Below are 20,010 nucleotides of genomic sequence, written 5' to 3'. Positions count from 1 at the left end.
CGGCGGGGTCGGGCATGGGGGTGCCCGACCCCGCTTCGTCATGAACGAGGGAGAGCCCGCGCTGGCATAGCGTGGTGAGCGAGCGCGACGAGGGGAGACGGCGCATGCGCAGGATCCGACGGGGCGTCGCCGCCCTGGCCGCCGTCGTCTCGGCGACGCTCGCCCTCTCCGCCTGCGGAGGGCCGGCCCTGCCGCCCACCGTGGTCGAGGGCAGCGAGGTGCGGGTCGCGTGGGACGCGGCCCTCTCGAGCGTCAACCTCGCCAGCGAGACCGGCGCGACGCCAGGCAACGCCGACGTCGAGGCCCTCACCCGCGCGCAGTTCGCGCGCGAGCGCGAGGGGGAGACGACCGTCGACGCGACCTTCGGATCCGTGCGGATCCTCGAGGAGTCGGACGACTCCTTCTCCGTCGCCTACGACCTGGCCGAGCCCGTCTGGTCCGACGGCATCGCCGTCGACGCCGCCGACCTCATGCTGGCGTGGGCGGCCGGATCCGAGTTCTTCGCGGGCGACGCCGACGACGACCCGCTGCGGTTCGGATCCGTCGCCACCGGGCTGCGGTCCGGCGACGCGATCCCGACATACGACGAGTTCGCCCGCCGCATCGAGGTGTCGTTCTCCCGCCCCGTCGTCGACTGGCAGACGGCGCTCGACGTCGCCGTCCCGGCCCACGTCGTCGGGCAGCGCGCTCTCGGCATCGACGACCCCATGGAGGCGAAGGCCGCCGTGATCGCGGCGATCTCCGAGCGGCGCGAGGGCGACCTCGCGAAGATCGCGACGCTGTGGCGCGACGGATTCGTCGTCACGGGCGACGGCGGGCTCGTGCCCCGCGACATGCTCACGCTGTCGAGCGGCCCCTTCCGCATCGAGCGGATCGAGGGCGGACCCGACGACGAGGATCAGCGCATCACGCTCGTCGTCAACACCTCCTACGTCGGCGAGGCGACCGGCGCGTACGAGCGGATCGTGTTGCAGCACGAGACGGAGGCCGTGCTGCCGGACGACATCGGCGAACGGTATGACATCGCGCAGGCGAAGCCGACGCCCGAGAACTTCGAGGCGATCCGCGACCTCGAGCGCGACGACTACGGCGTGCACGCGTCGAACCGCGGGGAGGCGTGGATGGTGCTCGCCCGCACCTCAGGGCCGACGAAGCTCGCCGACCCCGCCGTGCGCCGCGCGCTGCTGCGCGCCATCCCCCGCAGCGACGTCATCGAGGCGGGGGCGGGCGCCTGGGCCTCGGAGTTCCCCGAGACCACGTCGGCGATCTTCCCGAGCGGCACCCGCGGCAGCGAGATCTCCCGCGAGGACAGCGGGTTCCGCGAGCTGCTCGGCGCCTCCGGCGGCAAGCCAGAGGAGGAGCGCGCCGCGGCCGGCGTGCCCCCGCGCTCGACCGTGTGCGTGCTCTACGACGTCGACTCGCCGACGGCCAGGAGGATGTACGAGGCGATCCGCGACGCGGTCGCCGAGGGAGAGTGGATCGCGACCGACTGCGGCAGCGAGGATCCGTCCTCGGTCGCCGAGGTGGGCGGCGAATGGGATCTCCTGCTCACGACGGTGCAGCTGCCCGAGACGCCGGCCGAGATCGCCGCCCAGTGGGGGACCGACGGCGCCGAGAACCGCACGGGGGCGACCTCCGCCGAACGCGACGCGCTCATCGAGCGGCTCTCCCGCACGACCGACGCGTACGAGGCGCGCGACGTGAAGATCGAGATCGAGAAGACGATCGTGCAGCAGATGGCGGCCCTGCCGCTCGCGATGGATCCGGTCGTCACGGTCAGCGACCGCAGCCTCGAGGCCGTCCTGCCGCGCTCCGGGCGGCTCGCGTCGCTCACCTCCAGCGCGCCCACGTGGCGCCCCGCGGAGGCGGAGGCGCCCGCCGACGCTCCCTGAGTCGCGCGCTTCATTCCCTCGTCGTTCGCATTCGTTTGGCAGAATGCCCCTCGTACCGGTCGCAAGGGGGGGGGAGCACGGTCACGTGACAGCAGAAGAGATCCGGGTCGACACGGTGCCCGACGACGCCCCGCGTCCCGCGGCGACCCCGCTGCGCATCGACTTCTCGGGCGAGGGGTTCGAGGTCGCGCCGGGAGACGTGTTCACGATCGGCCGCGAGGGCGACCTGCAGGTCGACGACAACCCCTACCTGCACCGCGTGTTCCTCGAGGTGTGGCACGCCGACGGCCTGTGGTGGCTGTCGAACGTCGGATCCCGTCTCACGGCGACCGTGTCGAGCGCCGGAGGTGCCGTGCAGTCGTGGCTGTCGCCGGGCGCGCGGCTGCCGCTCGTGTTCGAGGAGACCGTCGTCGTGTTCACGGCCGGCCCCACCACCTACGAGGTCGGCCTGTGTGCGCCCGCCGCGCAGTACGCGGTCACGCGCCAGGTGCAGGAGTCGATCTCGGGCGATACGACCGTGATGCCCGTGCGGTTCACGGCGTCGCAGAAGCAGGCCATCGTCGCCCTCGCCGAGCCGATGCTGCGCCGCGAGGGCATGTCGGTCAGCGACCTGCCGTCGTCGGCCGCCGCCGCCGAGCGACTCGGCTGGTCGATGAGCAGGTTCAACCGCAAGCTCGACAACGTCTGCGACAAGCTCGACCGGATGGGGGTGCAGGGCCTCCGCGGGGCGCCGGGGAAGCTCGCGATGAACCGCCGCGCCCGCCTCGTCGAGTACGCCGTGTCGTCGCAGCTGATCAGCCGAGCCGACCTGCCGCTGCTCGACGCCGGCGACCTCGACGACTGAGGGCGGGCGCGGAGTCCGTCAGCGCTCGAGCTTGGAGCGCACGATCCGCTCGGCGAGCCCCGTGTATCCGGCGGGCGTCAGGGCGAGGAGGCGCTGCTTCGCCTCGTCGCCGATGTCGAGCCCCTCGACGAACGCGGCGAGCTCCTCGGCGCCGATGCGGTGACCGCGGGTGAGGTCCTTGAGCAGCGCGTACGGGTCGCTGATCTGCGAGCGGCCGGCGACGACCTCCGCGCGGATCACGGTCTGGATCGCCTCCGCGAGCACCTCCCAGTTGCCGTCGAGATCCTCGAGGAGCACGTCGCGGGCGAGCGTGATCTGGTCGAGGCCGTCGAGCAGGTTGCCCAGCGCGAGCAGCGAGTGGCCGAACGCGACGCCGATGTTGCGCTGGGTCGTCGAGTCGGTGAGGTCGCGCTGCAGTCGCGACGTGACGAGCGTCTGCCCGAGCGTCGCGAGCAGGCCGCCCGCGATCTCGAGGTTCGCCTCGGCGTTCTCGAACTTGATGGGGTTGATCTTGTGCGGCATCGTCGACGATCCCGTGGCGCCCGCGACGGGCGTCTGAGTGAAGTAGCCGAGGGAGATGTACGTCCAGATGTCCTGCGCGAGGTTGTGCAGGATGCCGCCGGCGTGGCGCACGCGGTCGTACAGCTCGACCTGCCAGTCGTGCGACTCGATCTGCGTCGTCAGGGGGTTGAACGTGAGGCCGAGCGACTCGATGAACTCGCGGCTCACCTGCGGCCAGGCGATGCGCGGATCCGCGCTGAGATGCGCCGACCAGGTGCCCGTCGCGCCCGAGAACTTCGCCAGGAACTCCGTCGTGCCGAGCGCGGCGAGCACCCGCTCGAGGCGCCACACGAACACGCCGAGCTCCTTGCCCATCGTGGTGGGCGTCGCCGGCTGGCCGTGGGTGCGCGAGAGCATCGGCGCGTCGGCGAGCTCGAGGGAGAGGGCGCGGAGCTTCTCGACGACCTCGCGGAGCCGCGGCAGCCACACGTCCTGCACCGCGCGCTTGACCGTGAGGGCGTAGGCGGTCGAGTTGATGTCCTCGCTCGTGCACGCGAAGTGGGTGAGCTCCGCGAGGTGATCGAGGCCGAGCTCGGAGAGCGCGTCGCGCACGAAGTACTCGACGGCCTTCACGTCGTGGCGGGTGACGCGCTCGGTCTCGGCGAGGCGGTCGATCTCGGGCTGGCCGAACTGCAGGTACGTCAGGCGCAGCCGGTTCTTCAGGTCGTCGGAGACGCGCGGGGTGCCGAACACGCCCCGGTCGGAGAGGTGCAGCAGCCACTCGACCTCCACCTCGATGCGAGCGCGGTTGAGGCCCGCCTCGGACAGGTACTCGGCGAGCGGGGCGGCGGCGGCGCGGTAGCGGCCGTCGAGCGGGCTCAGGGGCTGGGTGGGCAGAGCGCCCATGGGCACCTCCGGGGTGAGTCTGATCTGACCTGCACCAGCCTACGGCGCTGAGGAGACGATCGCCTCCGCCGCCCCACTCCGCATCCACAGGCGCCGATCCGCGCGGGCCATCTGAGTTCCCCGCGGCGATCGTCCGCGCCCGCGCAGGGGCGCCGCCAGAGTCGGAGCATGGTCATCGACATCGAGAGGGTCGCGCCGCTGTGGCGGGCGGGCGACGAGATGCGGGCGGGCGCCGAAGACGCGCAGCGCGCGGCGCGGATCCTGCGGACGGCCGCCGGAGACATGGGATGGCGGTCGGAGGCGGGCGATCGCTTCCGCACGCACGCCGAGATGTGCGCTGAGCGGGCGGGGTCGCTCTCCTCCCGCTTCTCGGAGACGGGCCGCCTGCTCCTCTCGGAGGCCGAGGCGAGGGCGGCGTCGTGAGCCTCGACGTGCGGCACGGCGGCGTCGTCGCCGTCGACACGGAGGAGCTGCGCGCGCAGGCGTCGGCCGTGGCGCACGCGGCCGAGGCGCTGCGGGAGGCGGCCCGCCGCGGCGAGCTGACGAACGGCGGCATCGCGGGGCTCGCGCCGCCGTCCGCCTGGGCGGGAGACGTCGCGCGAGCCGCCGCCGACGCGGCCGGCCTCGCCGAGGAGGCCGACGATCTCGTCGCCGGCTTGCGGCACGCCGCCGACGTCTACGAGCTCGTCGAGCTGCGCGCCCTGCAGGCGATGCACGGTCCGCAGGCGCGTCTCGCGAGCGGGGCGCTCGCCGCGGATCGGGTCGCGCAGCTCGCGCGCGGCAACCCCGACGCGCACGACGGCGCCGAGATGCTCTGGGCGGCGTGGGAGGCGATGTCGGCCGACGAGATCCCCGCGCAGTTCGACGGCGTGATCCCCGGCATCACGAGCGGCCTGGCGGCGGCCCTCGTGATGGGGCCGGGCCTGCTGCGCGGGTTCCTGGGGCGCGCGCCCGGCTCGCTGTCCGAGCCGGCGCTCGCCGAGGCCCGTCGCGGAGAGGTGCCGCGCACGGCCGAGCGACGGGTGCCGATGTCGCTCTCGGGGAGCGGCTGGCGCTCCGAGGCGCCGACAGGGCTCGCCGATGCGATCCGACGCATCCCCAACGGCGAACGCGGGTCGCGCGGCCCCGGTTCCCGTCCGCTCGACCGTGTGCGCGTCGACCGGTACACGATGCCCGACGGGGCGAGGCGCTTCGCGGTGTACATCACGGGGTCGCGCCGCCTGCCGCACGAGACCGACGATCCGTTCGGGTGGAGCAGGAACCTCGGCCTGTACCTCGGGCAGCCGGGGTCGGAGGGATACGAGTTCGTCCTCGACGCGCTCGACCGAGCGGGCGCCGAGGAGGGCGACGTCGTCGACGCGTACGGGTTCTCTCAGGGCGCGATGGTCGGGCAGCGTCTCGCGACCGACAGCGGCTTCGATGTGCGCAGCGTCACGACGATCGGCGCGCCCCTCCGGGTGCCGGTCGGCGACGGCACCGCGTCGATCGCGCTCGCGCACGACGACGACCCCGTCGCGGCGCTCGCCGACCACGGCTCGCCCGCACCGCTCGGATCCGACGAGAGCCTGCTCATCTCCCGCACCTCCGACCCCGCGCGGCGCGGAGCGCTCGAGCTCGGCATCGGCTCGCACCGCGTCAGCTCCTACGCTGAGACGGCCGAGGAGTTCGAGCGGTCGGGGGACCCGCGCGCGGAGTCGCTGCGCGCGCACTTCGCGGAGCTGCGGCGGGCCGTCGACGTCGAGAGCTTCGTGTTCGCCGCACCCGAGCCGCACCCGGAGCGCGTCACGGTCGAGGCGCCGGGGCCCCGCGGCGCCCGTGAGGGAGCACTCAGCGGCGCTTCCGCTTCTTCTGCGGACGCAGGATGATGCCGAAGATCCAGTTGATGACGCTCAGCAGGATCCCGGCGAGCACGCCCGGCCAGAACGCCCCCATGCCGAGGCCCCAGTGCCAGAAGTCCGTGATCCAGGCGGTGATGAACAGCAGCACGCCGTTCAGCAGCAGCGACACGAGGCCGAGCGTGAGCACGAACAGCGGGAACGCGACGATCTTGATGACGGTGCCGATGATCGAGTTCACGAGGCCGAACAGCGCGCCGATCAGCAGCAGGGTCAGCACCATCTGCAGGTCGCGGCCCGGAGGGAAGGGCGTCACGGAGACCTGCAGCAGCGGGATGAGCGAGATCACCCAGATGGAGAACCCGTTCACGATCGAACGCACGAGGAAGCCCATGCGGAGAGTGTGCCATCCGCCCGCGCGCCGCGGTCGAGGACTCGGCGGATCCACGGCATGCCCGGAGGTGCGGGGCGCTCGCGAGCCGCCTCGCCCGGGAGGCGACGCCTCCGAGGGCGCTCGACCAGGCGCTGACGACCCGGCGTCGGCCTGCCCGTGCGCAAGGGGCGCCGCGGCGTCTCGCCGCTCGCGCTCGTCGGCGTCGGATCCTGCTCGAGCCCGAATCCTCATCGAGGCGGAGGCACTGCTGTACTGACCGGACACGTTGATCGACCTGCAGGGTTGACCTTGCCGTAACGTCAATGCTTAGCGTCCAAGGCATGACAATCACGATGCTCGACAGCGCCGCAGGCATGCACGCCATGCTCGATAGCTCCCCTGACCAGTGGCCGGAGGCGGCCCGCCGGTTGTGGGAGCCGATGGCCGGCATGTACTTCTTCATCCCTGATGGTCCCGACATGGCCGCAGTTCACGGGCAGAACTTCGGCTTCGGGCCGAGTGCCCCGCGCCAGGACATGCTTGACGCACTCCATCGGCTGGAGCAGGCCGACGCGTGGAACCGCATGGAGCGGGCCCTCACGCAGGGCACTGAGGACTTGGCGACGGCCTGTCCTGGGGTAACGATTCCCGACCTGACGGTGCTGCTGATCCTGGGCGATCCCACCAACCGACACTTCATGGACGAGATCGGTGGCCTGTCGGGCTTCGGCGGGATCAGTGGCTACATCGCGATCACGGTCTGGCCCACCGACGAGGTCCTCGACCGACTGGAAGCGATCGCCCTCCACGAACTGCACCACAACGTGCGCTACTCGCCCGGTGGCATCGTGTGGAACCCGCAGACCGTCACGGTCGGTGAACACGTCGTTGCCGAGGGGCTCGCCGACCTGTTTGCTGCCCAGTCCCACGGCCGGCGCGGCTACACGCACTTCGTCACCGATCAGACCCGCCGCAGCGACGACGTTCTGCGCAGGGTCGTCGAGGGGTTGGACGTGACAGGAATGCAGGACTTCGCCGCCTGGGTCCTCGGCGACGCCAGTGCTCGCCTGTTCGGTTCCACGCCGGTTGGACTGCCCACCGGCGCTGGATACGCGGCTGGGGCCCGCATTGCCCAGGCATATCTGGAGGCGACCGGTCGCACGGCAGCCGAGTGTGTCACCACGCCCGCCGCTGAGATCTTGGACGTCGCCCTGCCACAGTTGGGCCTGACGCGACACGACGGCTGACAGGAGGAGCGCGATGGTGGAGTGGACTGTCCGTGAACTCGCAGACCGGGCCGGTATCAGCCCACGGACCCTGCGCCACTACCACCAGATCGGCCTCCTGGCCCCGGATCGGATCGGCACCAACGGCTACCGCTACTACGGGCCCACTGCGGTTGCGCGACTCCAACGGATCCTGCTGCTGCGTGATGCCGGTCTGTCCCTGAATGCCATCAAGGCAGTACTGGCTGGCGAGGCAGACCATCGTGTCGAAGTCGAAGCTCTCGAAGCCCACCTGCTCCGGCTGCGCCGGGACCAGGATGCCCTTGCGAGGCGCATCGCTGCTGTCGAGCACACCGTGGCGATGCGGCGCGAGGGTCGCCAGCCCCGGATGGACATGATGCTCGAAGGCTTCAACGACCGCTACGAGGACGAGGTCACCCAGCGGTGGGGCCGTGACGTGTTCGAGCAGTCGAACCGCTGGTGGCACACCAAGAGCATCGACCAGCAACGACAGTTTCAAGCCGACGCCGAAGCGCTGTTGGCCCGTTGGGGCGAGCTGCATGCCCACGGAATCGCCCCAACAGACACGGCCGCCCAGGACCACGCAGCAGTTCACGCAGCTTGGTTTGCCCAGATCCCCGGCACCCCCGCCCACGCCGGGGACACCGCCAAGACCCGCGCCATGCTCCACGGCATGGCCAACCTCTACGCCACCAACCCCGACTTCCATCCCGCCTTCGGCAGCGCCGAAGCCGCCACCTTCGCCGCCCACGCACTGCACCACTACACCGACGCGCACCATCCGGAGTGAGCCTGGGTGAGCGCGGCGACCCGTCCAGAAAGCTCGCACATGTCCCACGCCAACGCCGCCCTCACGCCGCGCCACCGATTGATCGTTGCTCGCCTGGTGATCGACGACGGGTGGCCGATCAGCGAGGTCGCCGCCCGCTTCCAAGTGTCTTGGCCAACCGTGAAGCGCTGGGCCGATCGCTACCGCACCGGCCAGTCCATGCAGGACCGCAGTTCACGCCCACACCATTCGCCGAACAAGGTGAGCGCTGAGACCACGCGCCGTTGCATCAAGCTGCGCCTCCGCCTCCGGGAAGGCCCAGTCCAGTTGGCCTGCCGCCTGGGGATCGCGCCGTCAACTGTCCACCGAATCCTGGTTGACGTGCACCTGAACAGGCTGTCCCATGTCGATCGCGCCACCGGTGAGCCTGTTCGGCGCTACGAACACGACCATCCCGGAGCCATGCTGCACGTCGACGTGAAGAAGCTCGGCAACATCCCCGACGGCGGGGGCTGGCGCTACGTCGGCCGCCAGCGAGGCGACAAGAACCGCGCAGCCACCCCAGACAAACCCAAGAACAAGTACAGCGACCCGCTCATGGGCAAGGCCTACGTCCACACCGTCGTCGACGACCACTCCCGCGTCGCCTACGCCGAGATCCACGACGACGAAACCGCCCTCACCGCCACCGCCGTCCTGGTCCGAGCTGTTGAGTGGTTCACCGCCCGCGGCGTCACCGTAGAGCGCGTCCTGTCCGACAACGGCGGCGCCTACCGCTCACACCTATGGCGAGACACCTGCACCGAACTCGGCATCCGGCACAAACGCACCCGCCCGTATCGGCCCCAGACCAACGGGAAAGTGGAGCGGTTCCACCGCACGATGGCCGACGGCTGGGCCTACGCCCGCTGCTACACCTCCGAAGCCGAACGTCGCGGCGAGCTGGACGGCTGGCTGCACTACTACAACCACCACCGGTCCCACTCAGCCTGCGGCAACAAGCCGCCCTTCTCACGATTGACCAACGTCTCCGGTCAGTACAACCAGCGGTCGACGACGGATGCACGCCGTCTGCTCCCGCGAGCGGGAAGCGGTGCGGCTCGCTCGCGTCAGATCTCTCCCCGCGCGCGACGTCGCGCCAGGTGCTCCTCCTTCGCGCGGCGCGGCGTCCTGTCCGCGGCGGCGAAGGCGCGCCCGATCTCGTCCGCGCGTGCGAGCCCCGCCTCCCGGCGGGGAGCGTTGTGATCCCCTTCCACGTCGGTGACGAGGTGGCTCTCCACGTCGTCGATCCCGCAGTAGGCGAAGACGCCGACATCCAGCTGCGTCCGCATCGCCTCGTCGTAGCCGTACCTGTCGTAGGTCGCCTCCTTCGATCCGCCGATGCCGATGAGCGCGGTGGGCATCGAGGGGAGGAGGCCGCGGAGAGCGGCCCTGCCGCGGTCTGTGACGCTGGATCCGTACTGGTAGGCCCAGCCGACGGTGAACACGCGCTCGATCCATCCCTTCATCAGCGCGGGCATCGACCACCAGTACACGGGGAAGACGAAGGCGAGCCGGTCGGCCCGCTCGACCCGCCGATGCATGTCCGCGATCCCCGGCGGGACCGGTCCGCCCCAGATATGAGCGTGATCGTCCGGGATGAACCTCGGGTCGAAGCGCTCGCGGTGCAGATCCCGCACGTCGATCGTGTGCCCCGCCTCGTCGAACGGCGCGTGGAAGGCGTCCATGACCGCGCCGGGATAGCTGTCGCGCCAGGGGTGCGAGAAGACGGTCAGAAGGTGCATGGTGTCCGTTCCTGGTGATCGGGGGGCGCCGGACCGAGGGGCGATCTCGGGCATCGGCGCGGGCGGGGCGGGAACGCGGAGCTCTCCCGCGGCCCGGCGCGGGGCGCTCCCCGCCCGGGCGACCGAGTCAACATCCGGTTCCCGCCACACAGTCAAGCCGCCGCGCGCCGGCCAGGCGACCCTCCGGCGCGGCGACGCGATCCGGACGCACCCGGAGGGGAGCGCCCTCCCCGCGGCGCCGGCGCCCGCAGACGGTGCGCCGCCGACGCGCTCCTAGGATGGATCCGTGACGACCGACCCCGTTCTTCCGCGCATCCGACCCGAGATCGCGGCGCTGCCGCCCTACAAGCAGGGCCGCGCGGCGCGCCCCGACGGCTTCAAGCTGTCGAGCAACGAGAGCCCCTTCGATCCGCTGCCCGGCGTGCTCGACGCCGTGCGCGGGGCCGACGCCCTCAACCGCTACCCCGATGCGACCGCCGCCCGCCTCCGGGCCGCGCTCGGGGAGCGCTGGGGCGTCGACGCCGACGACGTCATCGTCGGCGCGGGCAGCGTCTCTCTGCTCGCGGCGCTCATCCAGGCGTCGTCCGCCGCGGGTGACGAGGTCGTGCACGCGTGGCGCTCCTTCGAGGCGTATCCCGGGCTCGTCCGCGTCGCCGGCGCGACCGGCGTGCCCGTGCCGAACCGCCCCGACGGATCCCACGACCTCGAGGCGATGGCCGCCGCGATCACCGAGCGCACCCGCTGCATCCTGCTGTGCACGCCCAACAACCCCACGGGCCCGACGCTCCCGCGCGAGGACGTCGAGGCGTTCATCGAGCGCGTGCCCGACGACGTGCTCATCCTCCTCGACGAGGCGTACGCCGAGTTCGTCGTCGACGACCGGGCGGTGAACGGCCTCGTCGAGCGCATCCACGAGCGCCACCCGCAGGTCGTCGTTCTGCGCACCTTCTCGAAGGCGTACGGCCTCGCGGCCCTGCGCGTCGGATACGCCATCGGTCACCGTCGCATCATCGACGCGGCGCGCGCCACCCAGATCCCCCTGTCGGTCACGGCGCAGGCCGAGGCGGCCGCGCTCGCGAGCCTCGCCCACGACGCCGAGATGGCCGAGCGCGTCGCGACGACCGTCTCGCGGCGCACCCGGCTCGTGCAGGGCCTGCGCGAAGCCGGGCTCGCGGTGCCCGACAGCCAGGCGAACTTCGTGTGGATCGCCACGGAGGATCCGGCCGTCGCCGCGGCGTTCGAGGAGGCCGGGCTCATCGTCCGCCCCTTCCCCGACGGCGTGCGCATCTCCGTCGGCGAGGAGGAGTCGATCGACCGCGTGCTCGAGGTCGCCCGCTCCCTCTGACCGCGGCGAGGCTCCCGTCCCGCCCGCGGTGAGGCTCGCGAGTGGCGCAGATCTGCCCGAGCGGCGCAGATATCCGACCCGATTCCTGCGCCACTCGCGAAAGTCTGCGCCACTCGCGAGCATGGGGGACGGCCTGTGGGGATCCGCCACGGGAGGTCGACATCCGTTGTCGAGAGTGTCGCATCGCATGGCGGCGCGGAGGGGCCTAGCGTGGAGTGGTGACTTCGGCAGAGAACCCGCTCCGCGCGCACGACCAGGGCGTCGTGCGCATCCTGGACGCCGACGGATCCGTCGCCCCCACCCCCGAGGCCGAGCCGTACGTCGGGATCATCGACGCTCTCGACGACGCGACCCTCGAGCAGTTCTACCGCGACATGGCCGTCATCCGCGCTTTCGACCGGCAGGCGACCCTCCTGCAGCGGCAGGGTCAGCTCGCGCTGTGGCCCCCGTCGTGGGGACAGGAGGCCGCGCAGGTCGGATCCGCCCGCGCCGCCCGCGCGCAGGACACGATCTTCCCCTCCTACCGCGAGCATGTCGTCACGCGCATCCGCGGCGTCGACCCCGTCGACATCCTCGGGCTCATGCGCGGCGTCACGCACGGCGGGTGGGATCCGACGGACCCGATGAACGGCAACACGCGTCTGTACACGCTCGTTCTCGGCACCCAGACGCTGCACGCCACCGGATACGCGATGGGGCTGAACTTCGACGGACGCACCGGCACGGGCGATCCCGAGCGCGACGAGGCCGTCGTCGTCTACTACGGCGACGGCGCGGCGAGCGAGGGAGACGTGCACGAGGCGATGGTCTTCGCGGCCTCCTACAACACGCCCCAGCTGTTCTTCCTGCAGAACAACCAGTGGGCCATCTCGGTTCCCGTCTCGACGCAGACGCGCGTGCCCCTCGTGCAGCGGTCCGCCGGCTACGGGATCCCCAGCGTGCGCATCGACGGGAACGACGTGCTCGCGTCGTATGCCGTCTCGCGCATGCAGCTCGACGAGGCCCGGTCCGGGGGCGGCCCGCGCGCCATCGAGGCCGTCACCTACCGGATGGGCGCGCACACCACGAGCGACGACCCGACCAAGTACCGCGGTCGCGACGAGGAGGCCGCCTGGGCCGAGCGCGACCCGATCGTCCGGATGCGCGCCTTCCTCGAGGCGCGGGGCGCGTCGCAGGCGTTCTTCGACGACGTCGACGCGGAGGGCGATGCGCTCGCCGCCGACGCGCGCGAGCGGGTCGTGAGGATGCCGGAGCCGACCCCCGACAGCATGTTCGCGCACGTCTACGCGGATCCGCACCCGCTCATGGAGCAGCAGGCCGCGTGGCTCGCCTCGTACGAGGCGTCGTTCGAGGGAGGAGAGGCATGACGCTCGAGACGATGCCCTTCGCGAAGGCGATGAACGCCGGCCTGCGCCGCGCGATGGAGGACGACTCGCACGTGCTCCTCATGGGCGAGGACATCGGCCCGCTCGGCGGCGTCTTCCGCGTCACCGAGCACCTGCACCGCGACTTCGGCGGCGACCGGGTGATCGACACCCCGCTCGCCGAGTCCGGCATCGTCGGCACGGCCATCGGCCTCGCGATGGCGGGCTTCCGGCCCGTCGTCGAGATCCAGTTCGACGGGTTCGTGTTCCCGGCCTTCGACCAGATCACCACGCAGCTCGCGAAGCTCACGAACCGGCACGAGGGATCCCTGTCGCTGCCCGTCGTGATCCGCATCCCCTACGGCGGCCACATCGGCGCGATCGAGCACCACCAGGAGAGCCCGGAGGCGTACTTCGCGCACACCCCCGGCCTGCGCGTCGTGAGCCCCTCGACGCCCCACGACGCCTACTGGATGATCCAGGAGGCGATCCGCTCGAACGACCCCGTCATCTTCATGGAGCCGAAGAGCCGCTACTGGCAGAAGGGCGAGGTCGACCGCGCCGACGCCGGCCCCCCGCTGCACGCCTCGCGCGTCGTGCGGAAGGGCTCCGACATCACGCTCGCCGGTCACGGCGCGATGGTCTCGGTGCTGCTGCAGGCCGCGGCGATCGCGGAGGGCGAGGGCACGAGCTGCGAGGTCGTCGACCTGCGCTCGCTGTCCCCGGTCGACTACGACCCGCTCGTCGAGTCGGTGCGCTCGACGGGCCGCATGGTGTGGGCGCAGGAGGCGCCGGGGCACACGAGCCTCGGCGGCGAGATCGCCGCCACCGTCACCGAGCGGGCCTTCTTCTCGCTGGAGGCGCCCGTCATGCGGGTGTCGGGCTTCGACGTGCCCTTCCCTCCCGCGAAGCTGGAGGGGGCCTTCCTCCCCGACGCCGACCGCGTGCTCGAGGCCGTCGACCGCGCGCTCGAATACTGACCCGACGAAGAAGAGGACATCGCGATGGAGACGTTCCACCTGCCCGACGTGGGCGAGGGCCTCACCGAGGCCGAGCTCGTCGAATGGCGCGTGAAGCCCGGCGACGCCGTCGCGGTCAACGACACGATCGCCGACATCGAGACGGCGAAGAGCGTCGTCGAGCTGCCGTCGCCCTTCTCGGGCACGGTGCGCGAGCTGCTCGTCGAGGAGGGGGACACGGTCGACGTGGGCGCGCCGATCCTCACGATCGAGAGCGCCGCCGCGCCGGCGGATGACGCGCCGAGCTCGTCGTCCGAGGGCGGGGCGACGCCCGAGGCGCCCGCCGACTCCTCCGACTCGGCCGTGCTCGTGGGGTACGGCAGCGGCGCCGAGGCGAAGACGCGCCGTCGCGCCCGTTCGCACGACCGCGCGGTCACGAGCTCCGTCGGCGTCATCGCCAAGCCGCCCGTCCGCAAGCTCGCCCGCGACCTCGGCGTGACGCTATCCGACGTGACCGGCACGGGGCCCTCCGGCGAGGTCACCCGCGACGACGTCGTGAAGCACGCCGACCAGGCGTCGGTGTTCCGCAACCTGTCGACCCCGGCGTGGCCCGCCGAGCGCGAGCGGCGGATCCCCGCCCCGCAGCCGCCCGCCGACGACCGCTACGAGGCGATCCCCGTCAAGGGCGTGCGCAAGGCGACGGCGAACGCGGTGTCGGGATCGGCGTACACGGCGCCCCACGTGTCGGTGTGGACCGACGTCGACGCGAGCCGCACGATGGAGTTCGTCAAGCGCCTCAAGCAGCAGCCGCAGTTCGCCGACGTGCGCATCTCGCCGCTGCTCGTCTTCGCGAAGGCGCTGCTGTGGGCGGTGCAGCGCAACCCCGAGATCAACTCGTCGTGGATCGAGACGGAGTCCGGCGCGGAGATCCAGGTGCGCGGCTACGTGAACCTCGGCATCGCGGCGGCCACGCCCCGCGGCCTCGTCGTGCCGAACATCAAGGACGCGCACGACATGTCGATCCGCGAGCTCGCCCTGGCGCTGCAGAACCTCACCACCAAGGCGCGCGAGGGCAAGACGAGCCCCGAGGAGCTCGCGGGCGGCACGATCACGATCACGAACATCGGCGTCTTCGGCATGGATGCCGGCACCCCGATCATCAACAGGGGCGAGGCGGGCATCGTCGCGATGGGCGCCATCCGGCAGAAGCCGTGGGTCGTCGACGGCGAGGTGCGCCCCGCCTGGGTGACCACGGTGTCGGGATCCTTCGATCACCGCATCGTCGACGGCGACAAGATCAGCCGGTTCCTCGCCGACATCGCGGCGGTGCTGGAGGAGCCCGCGCTGCTCCTCGACTGAGCCCCGCCGGCTCGGCTCGCCCCGCCCCGGTTCCCGGCTCGCGAGCGGCGCAGATCTTCGCGAGTGGCGCAGATGCTCGACCGAATATCTGCGCCACTCGCGCGTTTCTGCGCCACTCGCGAGCCAGGGGAGGCAGAGGAGCGACCCCGAGGCGGGGGGGGCGCGTCCCGCGCGGTCAGGGGAGGGCCCGCCCGCTACGCCTCCGCCCAGGCGGGGAAGGGATCCGCGAGCGCGGCCCACGCGTCGGGTCCTGCGGCGAACTCGTCGTCGGTGAGGCACGCGTCGTCGAGCGCCCGCACGAGGGCGCGGTCGTCGAGGTCGAGCCCGATGAACGCGATGTCCTGGCCGGCGGCGAGCAGCTCCTCGTCCTCCGCGAGGTCGTCGTCCGTCGACACGGGCGGCAGAGAGATCATGTCGCCCACCTGCTCCCAGTGGGCCGTGACCTTCGGGCGCGTGGCCAGGCGGCAGAATCCGGCGGAGCGCAGCACGGCGCCGAACTCCCCCGTCCCGATCCGGTCCTCCAGCAGGCGCTCGAGGCGCTCGGGGTGGAAGGGCCGCAGCGACTGGTAGCGGAGCGTCCGCACACGGCTGTCGGTCATGTGGGGGTCGTGCTCGTCGTTCAGCAGGGCGATCCACCCCGGGCGGTCCTGCGCGCTCGCCGGCGGGTCCGACAGCTCGGGGGCGTCGACGGGCGCGGGGTGCAGGCGGATCCGCGCGCGGGGGCCGAGCGCGCTGACGACGGCGAGCACGACCGACAGCTCGGGCGTGGGCAGGGCGTCCCAGTTGGCGCAGACGACGGTGGTCGCGTACTCGATCTGCGTCGCGGTCGCGAGGGCGCGGGCGCGGAAGCGGCGGCTGCCACCGGGCAGTGGGTGCACGAGGTAGTCGTCGCGGCCCAGGTCGTCGAGCAGGTGGGCGGCGTCGACGACGCAGGTGAGGCCGACGAGGCGCGCGGGCGAGCCGGGATCCGCGAATCGGCCGATGATCTCGGTCGGCGCGATCGCGGGCGGGAACTCGACGACGGCGCCTTCCGCGGCCGCCCAGGGGGCGAGCGCGAGCGCCTCGTCCACCGGGTCGGCGGCCATCGACACGCGCAGGGCGGGGAAGAGCACCCGGCCGGTGGAGCGGGCGAGGTCCGTGGCGCAGCGCGCTCGTTCGGGGGCGCAGGTGCCGACCACCGCGACGACGTCTGTCTGATCCATGGGGATCCCTTCTTCGATTCGGAGGAGGAGGGGATCCACGTTACTCTAACGATAACCATTCTCATTAATAGGAGGTCATCGTGAAGGTCCGCGCATCGATCCGATCGCTGAAGAACCAGCCGGGCGCGCAGGTGGTGCGCCGCCGCGGCCGCGTGTATGTCATCAACAAGCAGAACCCCCGCTTCAAGGGGCGCCAGGGGTGACCGTCGCCGCCCTCCCCGGGCGGCGCGCCGTCGCACCCCTCGCGCTGCGCCGCGGGGCGTGGGTCATCGTCTCCCTCGGCGCGGTCGCGGCGGCGCTCGTCGCCGGCGTCGCGATCGGCCCCGTGCCGACGAGCCCCGCCGAGGTGGCCCAGGCCGTCGGGCGGGCGCTCGCCGGGGCGGATCCCACGGGCGCGGACGCCCTGATCCTCAGCGTGCGCCTGCCCCGGGCCGTCGTCGCGGCGCTCGTCGGCTCCGCTCTCGCGGTCTGCGGCGTCGTCATGCAGGCGCTGTTCCGCAATCCGCTCGCCGAGCCCGGCATCATCGGCGTCTCGAGCGGCGCCGCCGTCGGCGCCGTGATCGCGATCGTCGCGGGGGCCGCGACCGCCGCCTGGTGGGCCCTTCCCCTCAGTGCGTTCGCGGGGGCGCTCCTCGCGACCCTCGCCGTGCAGGCGATCGCCGGCCTCGCCGGCGGGGCGCCCTCGACGCTCGTGCTCATGGGCATCGCGATCAACGCGCTGCTCGGCGCGATCGTCGCGGCGGTGCTCGCGAACGCGAGCGAGGCCGCCGACGTGCAGCGCGTGATCTTCTGGCTCAACGGCGACCTCACCGCGCGCACCTGGTCCGACGCGGCGCTCGCCGCGGGGCCCGTGATCGTCTGCGTCGCGATCCTCGCCGCCTCCGGCCCCGTGCTCAACCTCTTCGCGCTCTCGGAGGAGCAGGCCGCGACGACCGGCGTGAACGCCCCGCTCGCGCGCCACGGCCTGCTCGCGATCGCGGCCCTCGCCACGGCCGCCGCGGTGTGCGTGACGGGCGTCATCTCGTTCGTCGGCCTCGTCGTGCCGCACCTCGTGCGCCTCGTCGCGGGCGGCGACCACCGTCGGCTGCTGCCCCTGTCCGCCGTCGTCGGGGCGGTGTTCCTCGTGCTCGCCGACCTCGTTGCGCGCCTGATGTTCCATCCCGTCGTGCTGCAGACCGGCACGATCACGGCCTTCATCGGGGCTCCCGCGCTCATGTTCCTCGTGCTGCGCCGCCGGAGGGCGGGCGCATGATCGACGACCTCCGCGCCGAGGGCGTCGGCGTCGTACGCGACGGCGCCCGGGTGCTCAGCGACGCCGACCTGCGGATCGCCCCGGGCGAGGTGCACGGCATCATCGGGCCGAACGGCGCCGGCAAGTCGACCCTCCTCCGCGCGCTCGCCTCGACCGCGCCGGTCGCCTCCGGATCCGTGCGCTCGGGGGACGCCGACGTCGCCCGCCTCTCCTCCCGCGCCCGGGCGCGGATCCGCGCGCTCCTCCCGCAGGATCCGGGTCGCGGCGACGACCTCCGCGTGCGCGAGCTCGTCATGATGGGGCGCTACCCGCACCGGCGCCTGCTCGCGGCCCCCGGGGCCGACGACGCGGCCGCCGTGCGCCGGGCGCTCGACCGAGCCGGGGCGGCGCACCTCGCCGAGCGGCCCGTCCGCACGCTGTCCGGCGGCCAGCGGCGCCTCGCGTTCATCGCGAAGGCCCTCGCCCAGGAGCCGCGGGTCCTGCTGCTCGACGAGCCCCTCGCCGCGCTCGATCCCCGACACCAGCTCGACGTCCTCGCGCTCCTGGGCGACCTCGCCTCCGACGGGCTCGGCGTCGGCGTCGTCCTGCACGACCTCGAGGTCGCCTCCCGCGTCTGCGACCGCCTCTCGGTCGTGCACGAGGGGCGGATCATCGCCAGGGGAGCGCCCGGCGAGGTGCTCACGCCCTCCCTTCTCGCCGCCGTGTACGGGGTGCGCGCCCACGTGGCCGCCGACCCCGTCGCGGGCGGCCTCCGCATCGCGCTCGTCGGCCCGGCCGACGAGGCCCCGACCCCCGATCCGATCCGACAGGAGATCCCCACATGACCCGCCTCATCGCACCGACCGCCCTCGCACTCGCCGCCGCCCTCGCGCTTGCCGCCTGCGCCCCGGCCGAGTCCGCTCCCGCCTCGTCCGAGGCCGCGCCCCCGGAGAGCGCCTGGCCCCGGACCGTGGAGCTCGACGGCGGCTCCGCGGAGATCCCCGCCGAGCCGCAGCGGATCGTCGCACTGTCGACCGAGACGAGCGACCTCGCTCTCGAGCTGGTCGGCCCCGAGCGGGTCGCGGCCGTGTCGAGCGGCAGCGTCGCCGAGGGCGCAGGCAACCAGGTGGCCCTCGCGGAGCAGGTCGACACGGTGCTCGAGACGCAGACGACCCCCGACCCGGAGCAGATCCTCGCGCTCGAGCCCGACCTCGTGCTGCTGACGGAGCGGCACGACGGCGAGCAGGCCGCGGCCGATCTGCTGGAGGGCACCGGGATCCCCGTGCTCGCGTTCGACGACGAGGACTTCCAGACGCTCGACGGGATCCAGGGCGGCGTCGAGGTGCTCGGCGAGGCGCTCGGCGCCGAGGACGAGGCTGCGCGGATCGTCGCGGACATGGCCGAGCGGCGCACGGAGATCGACGCCGAGGCGACGGGCGGCGAGGTGCCCCGCGTGCTCCTGCTCATGGCGCGCGGCGGGCAGCAGATGGTGCAGCCGGCCGGAACGCTCATGTCGCACCTCGTCGAGGAGGCCGGCGGCGAGGTCGTCGGCTCGGGGCCGAGCGCCGTGCCGGCGGACCCCGAGCGCCTCGTCGAGATCGCGCCCGACGTCATCGTCGTCGAGGACTTCCGGGGTGCGGGGCTGGGCCCCTTCCAGCAGCTCCTCGCCTCGCCGGCCCTCGCCGAGGTGCCGGCTGTCGCCGACGACGAGGTGCACCTCGTCAGCGGCGCGATCGCCTCGGACACCGCTGGCACGGCCGCCGTGGACGGCCTTGCGGAGATCTCGGCCCTCCTGAACTGACGGAAGGGCGCGCCGTGCGGGTGGGGCGTCCGGCGTGCGGGTGGGTCGTCCGGCGTGCGGTGCCGTCCGGGCGGTCGGCCCGTGGGGCGCGGGTGGGCGGCGCTGCGTGGGCGGGAGCGGCGCGCGGTGGGTCGTCCGGCGTGCGTGGCCCGTTCGGCGCGCGTGCGGGTTGCCGTCCGGATGGTCAGCCTGTGGGGCCGTGGCACGTCTGCCGTGCGGACCGTGTGACGTTCGTCCGAGCGGCCGGTACCGAGCTCGCGCGCGGCGCAGTTTCTCGCGAGTGGCGCAGAGATCCGGCGTTATTCCTGCGCCACTGGCGGATGTCTGCGCCACTCGTGAGTGATGCGGCCCCCGGGGAGGGGCGGGACGGATCCTGCGATCCCGTCCACGCGGTCCGAGGTGCGGAGGCCCGTACGGCTGTGTGATCTGCCGGGCCTGGGCTCGCGAGTGGCGCAGTTTCTCGCGAATGGCGCAGAGATGCGGCGTGATTTCTGCGCCACTGGCGAATATCTGCGCCACTCGCGAGTGATGCGGCCGCGGGAGGCCGGGGCGCGATGAGGACGGTGCGGAGGGCGGGTGGGCGACCGGGCGCGCGGGG

Annotated in this window: 18 protein-coding genes and 1 pseudogene; 15 read left to right on the top strand and 4 right to left on the bottom strand. The window is 72.5% G+C overall.

Annotated elements, in window-relative coordinates:
• Nucleotides 1–104: 104 nt before the first annotated feature.
• A complete protein-coding gene (locus NHL53_RS09010; protein ID WP_433776524.1) occupies nt 105–1,892 on the top strand; it encodes an ABC transporter substrate-binding protein in 1,788 nt (595 codons plus the stop codon).
• A gap of 151 nt (nt 1,893–2,043) precedes the next feature.
• Nucleotides 2,044–2,736: a hypothetical protein gene (locus NHL53_RS09005; protein ID WP_433776528.1), complete on the top strand. Its 693-nt coding sequence runs from the start codon at nt 2,044–2,046 to the stop codon at nt 2,734–2,736.
• A gap of 18 nt (nt 2,737–2,754) precedes the next feature.
• On the opposite strand, the gene purB is transcribed toward NHL53_RS09005, so the two are convergent.
• Complete coding sequence (gene purB, locus NHL53_RS09000; RefSeq protein ID WP_433776523.1) at nt 2,755–4,143, bottom strand: adenylosuccinate lyase; 1,389 nt, start codon at nt 4,141–4,143, stop codon at nt 2,755–2,757.
• Between the two features lie 168 nt (nt 4,144–4,311).
• Between purB and NHL53_RS08995 the strand changes: the two genes are divergently transcribed.
• Nucleotides 4,312–4,566, top strand: coding sequence for a hypothetical protein (locus NHL53_RS08995; RefSeq protein WP_433776522.1), 255 nt, complete (start codon nt 4,312–4,314; stop codon nt 4,564–4,566).
• Nucleotides 4,563–6,008 carry a hypothetical protein gene (locus NHL53_RS08990; protein WP_433776521.1) on the top strand — a complete coding sequence of 482 codons (1,446 nt, stop codon included), beginning with the start codon at nt 4,563–4,565 and terminating at the stop codon, nt 6,006–6,008. Before NHL53_RS08995 ends, NHL53_RS08990 begins: the two co-directional genes overlap by 4 nt.
• Here NHL53_RS08990 and NHL53_RS08985 read toward each other — a convergent pair.
• Complete coding sequence (locus tag NHL53_RS08985; RefSeq protein ID WP_433776520.1) at nt 5,971–6,372, bottom strand: phage holin family protein; 402 nt, start codon at nt 6,370–6,372, stop codon at nt 5,971–5,973. The two genes, NHL53_RS08990 and NHL53_RS08985, sit on opposite strands and share 38 nt — an antisense overlap.
• Nucleotides 6,373–6,692: 320 nt before the next feature.
• Between NHL53_RS08985 and NHL53_RS08980 the strand changes: the two genes are divergently transcribed.
• The 3 genes and pseudogenes from NHL53_RS08980 to NHL53_RS08970 form a co-directional block, all read left to right on the top strand.
• Nucleotides 6,693–7,598, top strand: a complete 906-nt coding sequence (locus NHL53_RS08980; RefSeq protein ID WP_433776519.1) for a DUF2268 domain-containing protein — start codon at nt 6,693–6,695, stop codon at nt 7,596–7,598.
• A gap of 13 nt (nt 7,599–7,611) precedes the next feature.
• Nucleotides 7,612–8,388: a MerR family transcriptional regulator gene (locus tag NHL53_RS08975; protein ID WP_433776518.1), complete on the top strand. Its 777-nt coding sequence runs from the start codon at nt 7,612–7,614 to the stop codon at nt 8,386–8,388.
• A gap of 39 nt (nt 8,389–8,427) precedes the next feature.
• Nucleotides 8,428–9,408, top strand: a pseudogene (locus tag NHL53_RS08970) (IS481 family transposase); the annotation flags it as partial.
• Nucleotides 9,409–9,476: 68 nt separating this feature from the next.
• On the opposite strand, the gene NHL53_RS08965 reads toward NHL53_RS08970, so the two are convergent.
• On the bottom strand, nt 9,477–10,151 hold the full coding sequence (locus tag NHL53_RS08965) for an NAD(P)H-dependent oxidoreductase (protein ID WP_433776517.1): 675 nt from the start codon (nt 10,149–10,151) through the stop codon (nt 9,477–9,479).
• Nucleotides 10,152–10,437: 286 nt separating this feature from the next.
• Between NHL53_RS08965 and NHL53_RS08960 the strand changes: the two genes are divergently transcribed.
• The 4 genes from NHL53_RS08960 to NHL53_RS08945 all read left to right on the top strand — a co-directional run bounded on the left by NHL53_RS08960 (nt 10,438) and on the right by NHL53_RS08945 (nt 15,178).
• Nucleotides 10,438–11,496: a histidinol-phosphate transaminase gene (locus NHL53_RS08960; protein WP_433776516.1), complete on the top strand. Its 1,059-nt coding sequence runs from the start codon at nt 10,438–10,440 to the stop codon at nt 11,494–11,496.
• A 215-nt stretch (nt 11,497–11,711) separates the two neighbouring features.
• A complete protein-coding gene (locus NHL53_RS08955; RefSeq protein WP_433776515.1) occupies nt 11,712–12,863 on the top strand; it encodes a thiamine pyrophosphate-dependent dehydrogenase E1 component subunit alpha in 1,152 nt (383 codons plus the stop codon).
• On the top strand, nt 12,860–13,840 hold the full coding sequence (locus tag NHL53_RS08950) for an alpha-ketoacid dehydrogenase subunit beta (RefSeq protein ID WP_433776514.1): 981 nt from the start codon (nt 12,860–12,862) through the stop codon (nt 13,838–13,840). Before NHL53_RS08955 ends, NHL53_RS08950 begins: the two co-directional genes overlap by 4 nt.
• Before the next feature lie 18 nt (nt 13,841–13,858).
• Nucleotides 13,859–15,178 carry a dihydrolipoamide acetyltransferase family protein gene (locus tag NHL53_RS08945; protein WP_433776527.1) on the top strand — a complete coding sequence of 440 codons (1,320 nt, stop codon included), beginning with the start codon at nt 13,859–13,861 and terminating at the stop codon, nt 15,176–15,178.
• 194 nt (nt 15,179–15,372) lie between these two features.
• Here the strand turns inward: NHL53_RS08945 and NHL53_RS08940 are convergent, their stop codons facing one another.
• Entirely contained in the window at nt 15,373–16,380 is a 1,008-nt protein-coding gene (locus tag NHL53_RS08940; RefSeq protein WP_433776513.1) for a GTP-binding protein, read from the bottom strand.
• Nucleotides 16,381–16,460: 80 nt separating this feature from the next.
• Here NHL53_RS08940 and ykgO point away from each other — a divergent pair, with 80 nt between their 5' ends.
• The 4 genes from ykgO to NHL53_RS08920 are packed head-to-tail and all read left to right on the top strand — an operon-like array spanning nt 16,461 to nt 19,412.
• On the top strand, nt 16,461–16,583 hold the full coding sequence (gene ykgO, locus NHL53_RS08935; protein WP_433776512.1) for a type B 50S ribosomal protein L36: 123 nt from the start codon (nt 16,461–16,463) through the stop codon (nt 16,581–16,583).
• Nucleotides 16,580–17,632, top strand: a complete 1,053-nt coding sequence (locus NHL53_RS08930; protein ID WP_433776511.1) for a FecCD family ABC transporter permease — start codon at nt 16,580–16,582, stop codon at nt 17,630–17,632. The genes ykgO and NHL53_RS08930 overlap by 4 nt, the downstream gene beginning before the upstream one ends.
• Entirely contained in the window at nt 17,629–18,456 is an 828-nt protein-coding gene (locus NHL53_RS08925) for an ABC transporter ATP-binding protein (RefSeq protein WP_433776510.1), read from the top strand. The genes NHL53_RS08930 and NHL53_RS08925 overlap by 4 nt, the downstream gene beginning before the upstream one ends.
• The gene (locus tag NHL53_RS08920) at nt 18,453–19,412 is read left to right on the top strand and encodes an ABC transporter substrate-binding protein (RefSeq protein ID WP_433776509.1); all 960 of its coding nucleotides are present in this window, start codon (nt 18,453–18,455) and stop codon (nt 19,410–19,412) included. Before NHL53_RS08925 ends, NHL53_RS08920 begins: the two co-directional genes overlap by 4 nt.
• Nucleotides 19,413–20,010 lie beyond the last annotated feature (598 nt).

This window comes from Microbacterium sp. gxy059 (assembly GCF_050958665.1).
Classification (GTDB): domain Bacteria; phylum Actinomycetota; class Actinomycetes; order Actinomycetales; family Microbacteriaceae; genus Microbacterium.
Note: the sequence above shows the minus strand (reverse complement) of the source record. Positions and strands in the feature narration are given on the sequence as shown.

What these genes read in the sequence shown, in the direction of transcription:
- NHL53_RS08980 (WP_433776519.1), top strand. Translation starts at nt 6,693, where the DNA reads ATGACAATCACGATGCTCGACAGCGCCGCAGGCATGCACGCCATGCTC.
- NHL53_RS08950 (WP_433776514.1), top strand. Translation starts at nt 12,860, where the DNA reads ATGACGCTCGAGACGATGCCCTTCGCGAAGGCGATGAACGCCGGCCTG.
- NHL53_RS08975 (WP_433776518.1), top strand. Translation starts at nt 7,612, where the DNA reads ATGGTGGAGTGGACTGTCCGTGAACTCGCAGACCGGGCCGGTATCAGC.
- NHL53_RS08940 (WP_433776513.1), bottom strand. Translation starts at nt 16,380, where the DNA reads ATGGATCAGACAGACGTCGTCGCGGTGGTCGGCACCTGCGCCCCCGAA.
- NHL53_RS09010 (WP_433776524.1), top strand. Translation starts at nt 105, where the DNA reads ATGCGCAGGATCCGACGGGGCGTCGCCGCCCTGGCCGCCGTCGTCTCG.
- NHL53_RS08995 (WP_433776522.1), top strand. Translation starts at nt 4,312, where the DNA reads ATGGTCATCGACATCGAGAGGGTCGCGCCGCTGTGGCGGGCGGGCGAC.
- NHL53_RS08920 (WP_433776509.1), top strand. Translation starts at nt 18,453, where the DNA reads ATGACCCGCCTCATCGCACCGACCGCCCTCGCACTCGCCGCCGCCCTC.
- NHL53_RS08985 (WP_433776520.1), bottom strand. Translation starts at nt 6,372, where the DNA reads ATGGGCTTCCTCGTGCGTTCGATCGTGAACGGGTTCTCCATCTGGGTG.
- NHL53_RS08925 (WP_433776510.1), top strand. Translation starts at nt 17,629, where the DNA reads ATGATCGACGACCTCCGCGCCGAGGGCGTCGGCGTCGTACGCGACGGC.
- NHL53_RS08965 (WP_433776517.1), bottom strand. Translation starts at nt 10,151, where the DNA reads ATGCACCTTCTGACCGTCTTCTCGCACCCCTGGCGCGACAGCTATCCC.
- purB (WP_433776523.1), bottom strand. Translation starts at nt 4,143, where the DNA reads ATGGGCGCTCTGCCCACCCAGCCCCTGAGCCCGCTCGACGGCCGCTAC.